The sequence below is a fragment of the Neofamilia massiliensis genome (genome assembly GCF_001299475.1).
GTDB classification, from domain to species: Bacteria; Bacillota; Clostridia; order Tissierellales; family Peptoniphilaceae; genus Neofamilia; species Neofamilia massiliensis.
In genome coordinates this window covers 160290-174924 of the sequence record NZ_CYUJ01000002.1, presented here as the reverse complement: position 1 = coordinate 174924, position 14635 = coordinate 160290, and the positions used below count along the sequence as shown (strand labels likewise).

At 36.3% G+C, this 14635-nt stretch carries 13 protein-coding genes; 3 read left to right on the top strand and 10 right to left on the bottom strand.

Features of this window, described 5'->3' with window-relative positions:
- Nucleotides 1-488 precede the first annotated feature (488 nt).
- From BN2667_RS00780 to BN2667_RS00770, 3 genes are read right to left on the bottom strand one after another with little or no spacing between them, the layout of a single operon-like run.
- Nucleotides 489-1862: a hypothetical protein gene (locus BN2667_RS00780; protein ID WP_054251441.1), complete on the bottom strand. Its 1374-nt coding sequence runs from the start codon at nt 1860-1862 to the stop codon at nt 489-491.
- A complete protein-coding gene (locus BN2667_RS00775) occupies nt 1852-3657 on the bottom strand; it encodes a sensor histidine kinase (RefSeq protein WP_054251440.1) in 1806 nt (601 codons plus the stop codon). Before BN2667_RS00775 ends, BN2667_RS00780 begins: the two co-directional genes overlap by 11 nt.
- A gap of 2 nt (nt 3658-3659) precedes the next feature.
- Complete coding sequence (locus BN2667_RS00770; protein ID WP_054251439.1) at nt 3660-4364, bottom strand: response regulator; 705 nt, start codon at nt 4362-4364, stop codon at nt 3660-3662.
- Nucleotides 4365-4454: 90 nt separating this feature from the next.
- Here BN2667_RS00770 and BN2667_RS00765 point away from each other — a divergent pair, with 90 nt between their 5' ends.
- The 3 genes from BN2667_RS00765 (at nt 4455) to BN2667_RS00755 (ending at nt 7459) form a co-directional block, all read left to right on the top strand.
- Nucleotides 4455-5684, top strand: coding sequence for an MFS transporter (locus tag BN2667_RS00765; RefSeq protein ID WP_054251438.1), 1230 nt, complete (start codon nt 4455-4457; stop codon nt 5682-5684).
- A 63-nt stretch (nt 5685-5747) separates the two neighbouring features.
- Nucleotides 5748-6767, top strand: coding sequence for a signal peptide peptidase SppA (gene sppA / locus BN2667_RS00760; RefSeq protein WP_054251437.1), 1020 nt, complete (start codon nt 5748-5750; stop codon nt 6765-6767).
- Nucleotides 6767-7459, top strand: a complete 693-nt coding sequence (locus tag BN2667_RS00755; protein WP_054251436.1) for an RDD family protein — start codon at nt 6767-6769, stop codon at nt 7457-7459. Before sppA ends, BN2667_RS00755 begins: the two co-directional genes overlap by 1 nt.
- Nucleotides 7460-7548: 89 nt before the next feature.
- On the opposite strand, the gene BN2667_RS00750 is transcribed toward BN2667_RS00755, so the two are convergent.
- The 7 genes from BN2667_RS00750 to BN2667_RS00720 all read right to left on the bottom strand — a co-directional run bounded on the left by BN2667_RS00750 (nt 7549) and on the right by BN2667_RS00720 (nt 14574).
- A complete protein-coding gene (locus BN2667_RS00750; RefSeq protein WP_054251435.1) occupies nt 7549-8430 on the bottom strand; it encodes a hypothetical protein in 882 nt (293 codons plus the stop codon).
- 44 nt (nt 8431-8474) lie between these two features.
- Nucleotides 8475-10262, bottom strand: a complete 1788-nt coding sequence (locus tag BN2667_RS00745) for an ABC transporter ATP-binding protein (RefSeq protein ID WP_054251434.1) — start codon at nt 10260-10262, stop codon at nt 8475-8477.
- A complete protein-coding gene (locus BN2667_RS00740; RefSeq protein ID WP_054251433.1) occupies nt 10252-12132 on the bottom strand; it encodes an ABC transporter ATP-binding protein in 1881 nt (626 codons plus the stop codon). The genes BN2667_RS00745 and BN2667_RS00740 overlap by 11 nt, the downstream gene beginning before the upstream one ends.
- Complete coding sequence (locus BN2667_RS00735; RefSeq protein ID WP_054251432.1) at nt 12125-13315, bottom strand: ArsR/SmtB family transcription factor; 1191 nt, start codon at nt 13313-13315, stop codon at nt 12125-12127. Before BN2667_RS00735 ends, BN2667_RS00740 begins: the two co-directional genes overlap by 8 nt.
- 170 nt (nt 13316-13485) lie before the next feature.
- A complete protein-coding gene (locus tag BN2667_RS00730; protein WP_278308117.1) occupies nt 13486-13959 on the bottom strand; it encodes a VanZ family protein in 474 nt (157 codons plus the stop codon).
- A 55-nt stretch (nt 13960-14014) separates the two neighbouring features.
- Entirely contained in the window at nt 14015-14260 is a 246-nt protein-coding gene (locus tag BN2667_RS00725) for a hypothetical protein (RefSeq protein ID WP_054251430.1), read from the bottom strand.
- A complete protein-coding gene (locus BN2667_RS00720) occupies nt 14260-14574 on the bottom strand; it encodes a hypothetical protein (protein ID WP_054251429.1) in 315 nt (104 codons plus the stop codon). Before BN2667_RS00720 ends, BN2667_RS00725 begins: the two co-directional genes overlap by 1 nt.
- Between the last annotated feature and the right edge of the window lie 61 nt (nt 14575-14635).

The window sequence follows — 14635 nt, the reverse complement described above, 5'->3', positions numbered from 1 at the left end:
TATTGTACGTATCTTTATACGTGTTGTCAAGTTTTGATTTTTAATTTTTATTTTAGTTATTTGTGATTAGCTTCGCCGTTTGAGTGAGACAGTTTCTTTTCTTAGTTGTTTTTGTTAACGAACGAGTTTGGGTTTAGGCTTCGCTGTTGTCTCACTTTACTATGACGCATAATCTTTCTCTTTAACAAAATAATTCTCAGTAACTCAGGAGGAGGCTAAGGGAGTCAGATTCTCCCTCATCGCCTCCTCCCGAGACCCTCCTCCCCTTTCACCCTAAACTGTTCCTGCGGAAGGCTGCTTCGCTGTTGGCAAGGTTTTTTCTGCTCGTTAATCTTTCTTTCTTTTAAAATAATTGGAGCTAGCGCTAGCTTCGCCGTATGCTGAGTTTGTTTTGATTAAACGGGGACACACCTAAAGGAATGTCCCCTAACTTTCGCACCCGAAGGGACTGTCCCCTTTCTTCGCTTTCTTTACTCTCCTAACAAAAATTAATTTTCTATTTTTAGTTCTATTATCTGGTCTTGGATTTTGATTTGCCAGTAGAGGTCTAGGGGGGTTTGGTCGCCTTTGTCTTTGTAGATTATGTTGGCTTCTTGTATTTGTTTTAGGATTTGGTCTTGGTTTAGGGGGCCGCGTTTTAGGTTTTGGTTTATTTGTTTTATATTTCTTCTTATGACTGCTTCTAGGTTTTGGTCTTCTCCTACTTTTATATAGGTTTTTCTTTCTTCTGCATGGCCTCTAAAGTATTTGGATATTCTGTTTATGTGGTTGTTGTAGACGTCTACTTCTAGGTAGTCTTTTATGTTTTCGTCTGCGATTTCTACTTTGTAGTTTCCTGCGGATTTGCCGAAGATTATTTTAAAGCCTGGGCGGCCTTTTTGTTCGACTTCTTTTATTTCTTTTAAGTACAGGCTGTCGTCGATGCCTAGGGTGTCTGATATAAAAGAGAGGGCTGTTTCTAGGGAGATGTATAGGTTTCGTTCTTTTATTTTTGGTATTTGGGGGTCGTAGTAGGAGATTCTTCCTTGGTTTGTGATTTTTAGGATTTTGTCTCCGTCGACGTAGATGGTTTGGATGCCTTCTTCTTTTATTTCTCTTATTAGGTTTAGGTCTTTTTTGAAGAATTTTTTTATTATGTTTTCTATTTGTTGGTCGTCTAGGGTTTGTAATAAATTTTGATAGGTTATTTTTTCTATCTTATGTTCGGATATTCTTCCTATATAGTTTGTGTTTTTGTTTTCTAAGATTTCTCCACTTAAGTCGTAGGGATTGTAGCCGTCTAAGAAAAGATTTGCTACTTTTATGTTTAGGTTTTCTGTTTTTAGGTCGTCAAAGGTTAGTAGTTTTATGTTGTCTTCGTTTTTTATTACTACAAAGGGTTTTTCTAGGGATATATAGAGGCTCTGTATTTTTGGGAATTTTTCTACTAGCTGACTATTGTTTTCTGCTTTGAGGGCGTTTAGGATCGTTAGGGTTGTTAGGCCTTCGTTAAATTCCATGTAGATGGATCTTTGGTCTAAGAGTTGGCTGTATAAATCTTCTGATATTGAGTCTAGGGCCATGGTGCTTTTGCCTTTTTCTTGGAAGATTTGTTTTATTATTTCTTTTATGTCGTCCCAGTAGCCGTCTTTTAGGGGGTTGTCTATTAGAGTGTGGTGGCCTGATCCAAAGTTTATGGCCAGGCTTTCTGGTTTTATTGCGTCTTCCATTAGGTCTTGGGCTGGGCGTACTTGGTCTTCTTCTGCTTCTAGTTTTGTGCTTTGTAATAAGTCTTTGGGTTTCATGCCAAAGTTTAAAAATAGTAAATAGACTGAGCTTAGTAGGAGGATGAAGATGGTTAGGGTTTGTAGTTTATCTTTCATTTAGGCCCTCCAATTCTTTTTTAAAGATCAGACTGATTTCTGTTCCTATGTTTGGTTTTGATTTTAATATTATTGTGCCGCCTAGTTTTTCGACTAATTCTTTTGCTATTGATAGGCCTAGGCCTGTTCCGCCTGCTTTTCTAGATCTTCCTTTTTCTACTCTATAAAATCTTTCGAAGATGTGTTTTTGGTCGGCGTATGGAATGCCGATGCCGTTGTCTTTTACTGTTAGTTTAAAGGAGTCTTTGTAGTCCATTAGTTCTATTTGGACTGCGCCTTGGTACTCGGTGTACTTATAGGCGTTTGAGAGTATATTCATAAAGATCTTCTCTAGGGAGTCTCTGTGGTTTGTGATTATAAGGTTGTCGGTGTGGATTTTCTTTTCTAGGATTATTGATTTTTCTGCTCTTAGGGTTTCTAAGGATTTTACGCAGGAGTCGATTAGGGTGTTTAGGTTTATTTTTTCTAGGTCTATTTTCCAAGCGTCTGAGTCTATGTTTGATAGTTCTAATAGGTCTTGGACTAGTCTGGTCATTCTGTTTGTTTCTTTGTCTATTATTCCTAAGAAGTTTTTCTCTACGTCTTTATCCATGTCGGATTCCATTAGGGTTTCTGTATAGGTTTTTATTGTGGTTAGTGGAGTTTTTAGTTCGTGGGAAACATTTGCTACAAAGTCTTTTCGCATTTGGTCTAGTCTGTGTTCTTTTGAGACGTCTTGGAAGACGATTATTATTCCTGAGACTAGGCCTAGGTCGTCTAGGTAGGGACCGTAAATTAGGTTATAGTGTCTGCCGTCTATGGTTGTGGAGACGACTCCTTCTAGGGTTTGTCTGTTTTTGTAGTCGATGTTGTAGATGTTTAGTTTTTGTAAGTTTAGTTTGTGGTATTTTATGTCTAGGTCTTCTATTTTTAATATTTCTTTGGCGACTTGGTTTACGTGAATGAGTTTGTTGTTTGTATCTATTGCCAATACTCCTTCTGCCATATATTCGAATATGGTGTTTAATTTTGCTCTTTCTACTTCCATTGTTGACATTGTGTCTTGGAGCTGGTCGGTGAAGAAGTTAAAAATCTGGGCTAGTTTTCCGATTTCGTCGTCAGATTTTACTGCTACTTTTTGGGAGTAGTCGCCTTTTGCTACTACTGCTACTTTTTTTGTCAGGTCTCTTATTGGGTTTGTAATTGTAGACGACAAAATAAGGCCTAGGATTATTGATGCCACAAGGGCAACTAGGCCTGCTGATAGGATTATTTTTTTCGAATCAAAGAGCAAGTTGTTTATGGATTCTAGATTTCCTATCATATAGAAGATTGCGTTTACTTGGCCTTCGTAGTTATAAATTGGGTAGGCAAGATGCAGGTCTCCTAGTCTGTTTTCTTGGTTGGACCTGGTTAGTTTTTCTGTCTGCCCTTGGAAGGCTGAGAATATTAAATCTGGTTCTAGACCCTTATAGGATAGGGCTGGGGCTAAGTCTTCTATTTTTGAGTTTACGTTTACTGAGGCGACTATCTTTGGGTCTTTGGGATCAAATATTGCGTAGAGCTGATAGGTCGAGTTTATTTTCCAGTCTTCTAGGAGTTTTTGGATTTGGCCTTTTTTTGCTATCCAATCTAGGGAGGAAAATTTCTCTGATGATGATACCATTGTCGATGCCGTTGTCAGCATGTCTTTTTCCATTGATAGGACCTGGGTGTTTTCTAGTTTGTTTACGATGAATATACCAACTATCATCATAGCTACTAAAACTAGGGTGAAGTAGATGGCTATTAATCTTACTCTTATACTTTTTAACAAGTTTAACCTCCGAAGTAGTAGCCGAGTCCTCTTTTTGTTTTAATGTACTTTGGTTCGCCGTCTTTGTCTTCGACTTTTTCTCTTAGACGTCTGACTGTTACGTCTACTGTTCTTATGTCGCCAAAGTGTTCGTAGCCCCAAACGTCTGTTAAAAGTGTTTCTCTTGAGACTACTTGGTCTTGTCTAAGGGCCAGGTATTTTAAGAGTTCAAATTCTCTTACTGTTAGGTCGATAACTTCACCACGTTTTTTTAGTTCGTATTTTCCTAGGTCAAGGGATAGGTCCTTGTAAGTTATTTGGTCTACGTTGTGTTCTGGGTTTTGGAAGTCAAGGCGGCGAAGATTTGCCTTTACTCTGGCTATTAGTTCGTTTATTGAAAATGGTTTTACCATGTAGTCGTCTGCTCCTAATTCTAGGCCGTGAATCTTATCTGATTCTTCTTCTTTGGCTGTTAGGATTATTACTGGGAATTTATATTTTTGTCTAAGGGTTTCTAAAACTTCGAAGCCGTTTTTCTTTGGCATCATTATGTCGAGGATTAGAAGGTCTGGTGCTTTTTGAGAAATTTTTTCTAATGTTTCTTCTCCGTCGTTGGCTGTTCTAAGCTTAAAGCCTTGTTTTTCTAGGTTGAATTTTATTATATCTGCTATTGCGTTTTCGTCGTCTGCAACTAGTATTTCAATTTGGTTGTTTTTTTGTAAATCCATTATTTACCTCCGTCTTTTTCAAGCTTTTGTGTTAAAATATATTATATCACAAATGTTAGATGATTTCTTGGATCACAGGAGGGGAATGTTTTGAGAGCTTATGAAGTTTCTTATAAAAAATCGATTTTTTCTTTGATTGTTATTGGCCTTTCGTATTTATTGGCGAATTTTCACAGGCAGTCCATGGCAATTATGGCTCCTTTTCTAGTTGAGTCTTTAAATATTTCTAATAGTCAAATTGGACTTTTAGGGGCCATCGTCTTTTATATTTATGGGCTGACTCAAATTCCCCTGGGATTTTTAACTTCTAAGTATGGAGGCAGAAAAATTATTCAAGTCTGCCTGGTTTTATTAATTGTCGGTTCTTTCTTTTTCGGCAGGGCAAAAACTTTTTCAGAGCTACTACTTGGTAGGTTTTTAATTGGCCTGGCTGTTTCTGGTTATTATGTTCCTGGCCTCCACCTTATTCGCCAGTGGTTTGATGTTAGAAGTCTTTCTTTTTATCTGGGAATTTATTTGGCCATTGGTAATGTTGGATCCCTTCTTTCTACTTCGCCTTATGAAATTCTTTTAAATAATTTTTCAATTTCTAGTATTTACTGGGGCTTTATTGTCTTTACTTTTATTTTACTTATTGCGTCACTGTTTTTAGAGGACGAAAAAATTTCTGGCAAAAAGGTTGCCGTTAATAATGAAAACGAAGAGAAGAATCCATATTTTACTTGGTTTTTTATTTCCCTCTTGTTTTATGGCCTAACTTCTTATGGGGCCAGGCAGGCATTTTTCTCTTTGTGGGGTCCCCTTTATTATACTGACTATCTTGGCTTAGATCTCACTCGTGCTTCGTTTTTGATGATGGTTATGTCTATTGGCGGCATTGTCTACTCGCCTATTTCTGGAAAAGTTGCTGACAAAATCGGCAGGCACAAGGCTCTGGTTATTCAATCGCTTTTAATTGCCCTTCTTTGGTTATTGTCAGCCTTTCTTCCTAAAGACACTCCATTTATTTTAGTTTTGTTACTGGCTCTTATTATTGGTGCTTTAAATATTACGACAATTTCAAATGCCTTTACAACTCTTACTGACTATGCACCTGTGGCCTTTACGTCAGTTTTTGTTGGCGTCTTTAATGCCTTTAACTTTTTTGGATCGGCTTTTTATATGCAAGGCCTAGGAAAGTTTTTCGATGCTAGAGGGTCTAGTCCTGAAACTTTTTCAACTGCCCTTTTAATATTTTTCTTTTCTATTGTGGTTGCCGTTTTCTTAAATTCCTTTTTCTATTTGAAGATGGCTGGTCACAGGAAAGAATCTTTAGAATAAGAAAAGTCTTTTCGGGTATTAAATAAGTGTAATTAATAAATTTTTTTAAAGGGAGAAAACATTATGAACAAAAAACGCTGGTTGGCTGCAGGAATTTCCTTTATTATTTTAGTAATTTCGATTTCTGTGCCAAAATTTAAGACCAAGGAAGAATTAAACTCTGAAGAGCTTTCTGGTTTTTATGAAAAGTTTTTAGGCGAATCGCTTAAGAGCATTAAGGAAAAAGAAATCCAAGCTGGATCTAAAAACGAAAGGGTCTTGGTCCTGAACTTAGATGGAGCTATTATGGCTGGGTCAGGCTACAGTTTTGCTGGCGGAGGTTACAACCACGACTTCTTTTTAAAGCAGTTAGACAAGGTTTTAGACGATCCTACTATTAAGGGGATTTTGTTTACAATTAATTCACCTGGTGGTGGAGTTTATGAGTCTGCTGAAATTAGAGAAAAGTTACTTAAGATCAAGGACTCAGGCATTCCAATTTATGTTTATATGAAAAACTTGGCTGCTTCTGGTGGCTACTATGTTGCTGCTGATGCTGACAAGATTTTTGCAAATCCTGAAACTTGGACTGGGTCTATTGGTGTAATTTCTCAAACTATGGACTATGCTGGCCTTATGGAAAAATATGGAGTGAAGTCTCACATCTACGCTTCTGGTAGAAACAAGGCCATGGGCTCTCCTTATAAGGAACCATCTGAAGAAGAAGTTGCTATTTGGATGAGTTTAATTAACGAGTCTTATGACCGTTTTGTAAAAATAGTTGCTGAAGGTAGGGACATTCCTGAAGAAAGAGTCCGCGAAATTGCAGATGGTAGAATTTATTCTGCTAAACAGGCTCTTGACAATGGTTTAGTTGACAAAATTGGAAATACTAACGACGCCCTTGAAGCCTTGATAGAAGACAACAATATTATCTATCCAAGTGTTTTTAGATACAGTCTGCCAACTGATTCTCTATCAGAAATCTTTGGACCTTTTTCTTCTTTCTTAAGTTCTAAGTCTGAACTTGGCGACCTTAAGTATTTTATTGAAAAGCAAGAGCAAGCACATCCTAGGGCCTACTACCTTTATGGAGGTTTCTAATGAACAAGGATTTTAATTTTAATGAGGACTTAGAAGAGAAAAAAGATCATATTGAAGAATTAGATAAGACAGCTGAAGATTTTGAGACCAGCCGTGGGGCCTTTGTCTTTAAAGATGAAGAGCATAAAGAAGACATTGACGACTTTTTAAAGAGAGAAAAAGTTAGAGACAAGGTCAAGGAAAACTATCCGCTTTATTTTGAAAACGACCAAGGCAAGGACTTTTATCCTAAGGAACTTTATGCAGGGTTCTTTAGAAGATTTTTCGCCTTTGTCTTTGACTCTATAATTACCACTGCCGCTGCTGGCATAGTTGTCAACTTAATTTTCAACTTATTTGACCTTAAGTCTCAGGGACTTTATGCTGGCCTTTCAACTTTTTTCTATCTTTTATATTTTACTTTGACAACTTATTTTACTGGCGGTCAAAGTTTGGGAAAAATGGTTTTTAATTTAAAGGTAGTTTCCCTAGATGGAAATGATTTGACCCTGCCCCAAGTTGTAACTAGAGAATTTTTCGGCAGGTTTATCCACACTTATGGGATTTTGTTTTTATTGTACTTGCTTATTGCCTTTACAGAAAGGAAGCAAAGTCTTTCAGATATTTTCGCAGACACTACTGTTTTAGACTTGTCAAAAGAAAAAGCCTATATGGTAGGACAAATTGATAGAGAGTCTTATATTTATGAATAAAATTTTAGGTCTGGATTTCCAGACCTTTTTTTGTTTTGTTTGTTTGCAAAAAAATTAGAGGCTGCTGGCCTCTAAAATTTATTTTAGGATTAAAATGTCAAATACCTCACTAGGTAATAACCGCCAAGGCCTGAAGCCAAGTTGGCTAAAAAAGCGTAGAGATAAGCTGGCACTTCTTTCTTTCCTGCTGGCAGATTTTGATTTAATTTTTTCTTATAAATCATTCCTTCAATAATAAAAACAATTAACTCTAGAGGAATGAAAATTAAGAAAAAGGCAAGGAAGCCTAGGTAGTATAAAATAAAACTTATCCCTAAATTTAAAAGACCTTGGGTAAGAACATTGGTCTTTATTATAAGCTTTCTTTGGTAGGCTGTTGGCCTAAATAAAATCAGGGCCACTAAATATTCAATTACAATAGTCAACGCCAGCCTCAAGGCAAAGGCCTTTATTTCTCCTAAATAGTCAGCGTTCTTTTCAAAAGTCATTTGATTTTCAAAATAGTAGACCTGGTCTCTTAGGTCAAAGTCAAGATATTCCATTTTAAAATTTGAATTAAAGGCATAGGCCTGAGCAGGTTCAGAAATTAAAAGTAAATTTTTTTCTGGATCGTAAATGGCGACTTTAAAGTCCTTAGGCGGATAGTAGGACCAAGAAAAGGTCCCTGGCCCCTTGTGTTTTTCTAAATAGGCCAAAAAATTATAGCCGTCTTTGTCTTTGATCTCTTTAAATTTTTCATAGCCTGGACGAAGGTCATCTTCATTATAGGCTGATAGGTCATTGCCGACAGAATATGGACCTGTTGATTTTTCCTTGGCTAGCAGGGTTATATAAAAGTCCCTGTCTACTGGCAAGTTTTCAATTTCAATATTTACTGATGGCTTTGGTCCAACATCTGCAAAGGCCTTGGTGGGTCCAAGGCAAATGACAATAAGTAGGCTAAGGATTAAAATTTTATTTAGTGTTTTCATAAGATTCCTCCTTGGCCTTATTATATCATCTAGATTTTTTAATTTCACTCTTTAAAGTATTGGGCCTGGGCTTGGAAGAGGTCCTTGTAAATTGTGTTCATCTTTAAAAGCCTTTGGTGGCTGTCAAATGCCACAACTTTTCCGCCGTCTAGGACTAAAACCTTGTCAGTAAATTTTGTAGATGACATCCTGTGGGAAATAAATATTGCAGTCTTGCCATGAGTTAGCTGGTTAAAGTTCTCATAAATTTCTGCTTCAGCTAGTGGGTCAAGGGCAGCTGTTGGCTCGTCTAAAATTATTAGACTTCCATCTCTGTAAAGGGCCCTGGCTATGGCAAGTTTTTGTTTTTCTCCACCTGATAGGTCTATGGCGTCTGAGTAAATTGATTTGTCAAATTTACTTTTTGTTCCTTGGTCAAGGGCGAAAACTTTTTCTTTCATATCCAAGTCAGCTAAAATATTTTCTAATTTTTCTTCATCTTGCTTATCTTGCGAATAAATATTTTCTTCTATGGTCAGTGGGAAGAGAGAAAAGTCTTGGAAGACACAGGCCAGAGATTTTAAATAGGATCCCTTGTCATAAGTAGAAATTTCTTTGTCGTTTAATAAAATCCTGCCTGAGTCTGGACTAAAGAAGCCGCAAATTAATTTTACAATTGTGGTCTTCCCTGCGTTATTTATGCCGACTATGGAAATTTTCTCTCCTTTTTTAATTTCAAAGGAAATGTCGTCTAGGATTTTTCTGTCTGATCCTGGATAGGCAAAGGTCACATGGTCAAACTTTAAAGACTTAAAATCTTGAACTTGGTTGCCATCATTTCCATAACCATCTTCTTCTAAAAGTAAAAATTCTGAAAATGGTTCAAGGTGGAAGAGGGCCATTTTTATATTGAAGATGGAAGAAAATATAGCCTTGAAGGAAGTGATAAAGGACTCAACTCCTCCTAGTAAAACTGTAAATTGTTCAAGAGAAATTCTTGGGCCAAATTTTTCGCCAGCGACTCTTAAAAGAGCGTAGGAATAAGATAAAAATCTAATTAAGACTTGCAAGGCTCCAGTAAGGGAGTTGGCTGACCCTTGTTTGATATACATTTCATTTAACTTGTCAAAAACGTCATATATATAGGTCTCAGTCTTATCCATAATTAAGTCGTCCATGGCAAATAGTCTAATTTCTTTTTGATAGCTTGGAGCAAAGGCCAGGCTAAAATAATAATTATATTTTCTGTTTATCGGTATCATGTCTTGGGTTATCTGCCTGGTGTAGGCTGACATTTTATAGTCTGTGTAGGCAATTAGCAGACACAAAAGTATTGTCAGGCCAAGTAGGACTGGGCTAAAGGAGGCAATTAAAGTTCCTGCTCCTAAGAGGCTAAAGCCTAAACTAAGGGATATGGCCAAGGCATTTAAAATGATTCCTTGGGCATTAAAGCCAGAAACTGCAAAGGAAGCCCTTTCTTTTAAGTCTAAAATCCTACTTTCTTCTAGGGCAGAATATTTTAAAGCCATGGCCTTTTCGCCAATTTTTCTTGGGAAGGCAACTTTTAATTTTTCTTCTTGGATATCTAAGGCGACTTTTAATCTCTTGACCAAATAAGCTAAGAGAAGTTTTACGCCTAAGAGGTAAAGGAGAATTTTTCCGAAGTAGGCCAGGTCCCAAGTTCTGTTTAGGCCCTTAATGAAAATCATTGGGACGAAAATATTTATTAAGTTGTTGCCTGCATCTACTAGGGCAAATAAAATTAAGCTTGGAAAGTAAAACTTGTTAGACCTGGCTATGGTTGTAAAAAGTAATTTTATATTGGTCCAGGTCTTGATATTTTTATCTTTCATCTGGCCTTCCCTCCTCTCCATCTAAATAATATTTGCCTTGGGTAGCAAACATCTTTTTGTAAAGGCCGTTTTTTGCTAAAAGTTCTTTGTGGGTCCCACATTCTGCAATTGATCCGCCGTCTAAAAGGAGGATCTTGTCACAAAATCTTGTTGAAGCCAGCCTGTGAGAAATAAAGATTAGGCTCTTGTCCCCAATTAGTTGGTCCAAGTCTCGATAAATTTTTTCTTCTGCAAGGGCGTCTAGGGATGCTGTTGGCTCGTCCATTATAATTAATTGAGCCGAGTCCTTGTAAAGGGCCCTGGCTATGGCCAGCTTTTGATTTTCTCCACCTGATAAAAGAGTCCCATTGTCGTGGATAATTTTTGTAAGTGAAGTATCAAGTTTTTTGTCATAGGCTCTAACCTTGTCGCCAAGGCCAACTTGGTCTAAGACCTTCCAGGCTTTTTCTTCGTCAACGGCTTCATTTTTCGCCACAAGATTTTCTCCAATAGTCATTGCCAGGGGTTCAACTTCTTGGAAGACTCCAGTCATTGCCCTATTGAGACTGGCTAGACTTATATCTTCTATGTCTAGGCCGTTTAAAAGTATTTGGCCGCCTGTTGGCTTGTAAAGGCCAAGGAGGAGTTTTGCAAGAGTAGATTTTCCCGCCCCGTTTACTCCAACTAAAGCCAGTCTTTGGCCTTTTTCAACTTTAAAGGACAAGTTATCTAAGACTTTCCTTTCTGTATTAGGATAGGAGAAGGTCACGTTTTTAAATTCAATTTCAAGACCTGAGCTAGAATCAAGGTCTGCCTCTCCCCTTTTTGAATTTAAGTCAACTGCGAAAAAGTCCATGGCATCTCCTAAGTAAAGTAACTCTTTGTTTACAAAGGAAATGGAATCTGCAATTTTATTTACATAGACTATAAAAAGACTTAGGGCGCTGATAAATAAGCTTAAATTAAATATTGAAAGGTCGCCTGCTAAAATTTTTCCATAAATAAGATAGTAGGCCAGACCTTCAACTGCAACAACTATTAGGGCCAAGAGAGGCGAAAGTAGACGATCAACTTTTTTAAAGTCCTTGTAGGCTGAAGAATAATCCTTAGAAAATTCTTCTAGCTTGTGAGAAATTAAGTCTTTGAAAAAATATAGTCTTAGGTCCTTGCCTTTTTTAAAATCTGCTGTAGTTTGGGCAAAGGAACTTAGTTTTCTGTCATAAGTATTTAGCTGGTCGGCCCTCTTGTGTTGGTAGGCAGCTGACAGGTCCTTTAGTTTTATAAAGATAAAGATCATGACCAGGCCTCCTAAGAAAATCCATGGAGATAGGAAGGACAAAATTACTCCTAAGAGAATAAGGGCTAAGGTTTGGCCGCCTAGGTCAAAGAGTTTGTGGTAAGACCCTTCTAGGCCATAACTGTTACCTGAAAAGACGTTAAGGCCTCTGGAAATATGGTCTAAAAAATCAGAGTTTTCATAAAGGCCATAGTCCATGGTCATCATCTTTTTTAAAAATTCATGGATGAAATTTATTCTTATTTTAGAAAAATCATTGTAGGTCCTGTAGTAAAGTTGTTTTTCCATAACAGTTAAAATTAAATATGCCAGGCAGTAAAAGCCAATATATTTTAGGCCAGCCTTTATGTCTGGATTTGGTCCAGATAAAAACCAAACTAGGTAGGATAAAATAAAGGCCGATAAAATTGGGCTAAGGCCTGTGGCTAGGCTGTAAAAAAAGCTGGAAACTTTAAGTTTTTTATCTCTTTTAATTGGCCCATAGGCATACTTATAAATTTGAAAAAGAGATTGGTTTTTTGGATGCAGATAGGTCTGTCTGATTTTTTCATCTGCCAATGACCTAGCTAAATCTGTTTTTATTTGCTTAGTCATAGTGGCCTCCTTGTAAAAAATATTCAAAGCTTTTTTCTAGGTCTTCAAAGCCTTCTTTTCTAAGTGAATAGTAGGACCTGCGGCCTTGGGTGCTATAGGATAAAAAGCCGTCCATTTGTAGCTGGTTAATGTGATAAGAAAGAGTTGCTGGACTTAAATGAAGTTCTTGAGCCAGTTCTTGAAGATAATAAGGCCTCTTTCTCAAGAGATTTATTATTGAAAATCTCGTCGGGTCTCCTAGGGCCTTTAGCTTCCTTTGAAAAACTGTTTCCTTGTAGGCTGACTCCTTAAATTTTATTAGATCTTGGGTCAAAAATCCTAAGCAAATATTTAGTCCATTTAGCCTTAGACTAGAAAACATTAAAGTGATTACATTGTAGTCAACAAGTCTTAGGCTTACTTTAATGGTATGGTCTATTTTTTCAGGATATTTTTCAAAGCCAACGTCCTTTAAAATTGACCTTGCAAAGGCAAAGTCACTTGTCTCAAGGTCTTTGAAAGAATTTTCTATTCTACCTGCTAGCAAGTAGATCTTTTCTTTAATTACTTCTTCCAGGGCCTTGAGTAGTGGTTTTAATCTGATGTATAGTTTTTCATAGCCATCTAAGGCCTTGATCAACTTTAAAATATCCTCTGGAGAAAAATTTGATTTGGATAAGACTTCTATATAATCACAGGTCTTTACTAACTTAAAAATTTCTTCAGAATCTGATAGGCCGACTCCTTGGTCTACTTCATCGTCTAGGTCAAAAAATTCTCCAAAGGTCTTGTAAAGATCTAGGTGAAAATCTTCTAGTGAATAAGCTTCTACTTCCAGCTGGTCTGAAGACGACAAGAGGTCAATTAAAAATCCGTATTGGTTTTTGTCATTGTTCTTGTAGATATAAATTAAATCTAAAATATCTTCATTGTCTGCAGAGAAAAATTCTTCTAAGATAGGCTGGCTTAAGCTTTTAACAGCTTTTAAAAATTCTAAATAGTCAGAAAAATCTTCTATTGGCAAATAGTTTTCCATATTTTCAAGAAGGCCTGTAGAAAAAAATTCTTCAGTTAACCTGGCCTGATCCCAGGGAACTTGTCTTTTATTTATACCTTGGATCCAGAAGGAATAAGACCTTAAAAGACCTGCAGCTTCTCCTATATAATTTATATTTTTGTCTAGTTTAAAATTTTGAGTTTCCATAATTACTTTTTCCTTTCGATAGTCATCTAAGACTCATCTCTTTATCTTTGATTTAATTTTATTATATTAGCTTTTCATCTAAAATCAATAGCTTTTATATTCGATGTTTATCTAATATAAGCAAATAAAAAATCCTAGAAAAATCAAAATCGATTCTTCTAGGAAATATTTTAAATTACTGTTCCAGTTAGGATATAGTAAAAGGCTATAAAAATTACTAAAAGGAGAATTAAAATTAGGGCCAAGGTTATGACCACCTTTTCTGCATTTCTCCTAAAGACTTTTTTAAAAATCCAAAATATAAAGATGCCAAGGAGGCCACCTAGGGTGTTGGTGATGACGTCATTTACATCTGTTGACCCAATAGCAAAGACATATTGAAGAGTCTCAAAGCAAAGTGATGTTAAAAATATGGGAAAGATCTTTGAAAAAAATGATCTCTTGTCCCTCATCATGGCCATTAAAATCCCATAAGGAATAAAAATTATTACGTTGTCAATTATTTCCCTAGTCCTTATTGGATGGTTGAGGGCATCGTGAAAGGGATCTAAGTTTAAGGCCCTGTAGTGAGGCAGGTCAGCTAGAGAAAATTTCATTTTAAACATGACAATCCAAACTAGGACTAAAAAATATATAAAAAACACAAAGCGTGTTGCTCTTTTTTCTTTCAAATTAAATAAACCTTCATTCTAAATAATCTTACTTCTTGCTTCTTTCCCTTCTCATCTTGTTGACCTTAACGTTAATTACAATTTTTCCAACTATACCAATTAGGCTGGCTATAAGAAAGCCGAAAATTGAAAATGTTAAAATCCTAAAGAGAATTTGTGGGTAGGCAAGGTCAGCGAAATAAATTATGGCAAAGAAAATTAAAATTCCCACAGTGGCTACAATAACTATGCATTCAAAAATATCATATAGCTTTAAAAGTTCTTTTTCGCTCATTAAACTTCTCCCTTGTAGGCCTTGTAGGAAATATAGGCAAAGATTAAAAATATTATGACCATTAAAATAAAGTTTGCTAGTCTTGACCTGTCTTTAAATTTTTTTACATAATAAATTTCTGCACAAAATAAGCCTATCCAGCTTAAGGCTAAAAGGCCTGCAAAAATTTTAAACATGGTAAATACAATGACAAGGTCAGACCCACCTACATCTCCAAAGAGGATATAGGAAAAAATTGCAAAGACAAAAAGGGCCAGGCCCAGGCTGTATTTAAAGTATTTATTTATATTAGCTCCAAATTTTTCTTTATCCATAAGTTCTTCCTTTGTTTTCTTACTTATAAATAATACCATAAGATCTTAGATTGGTTAAGGA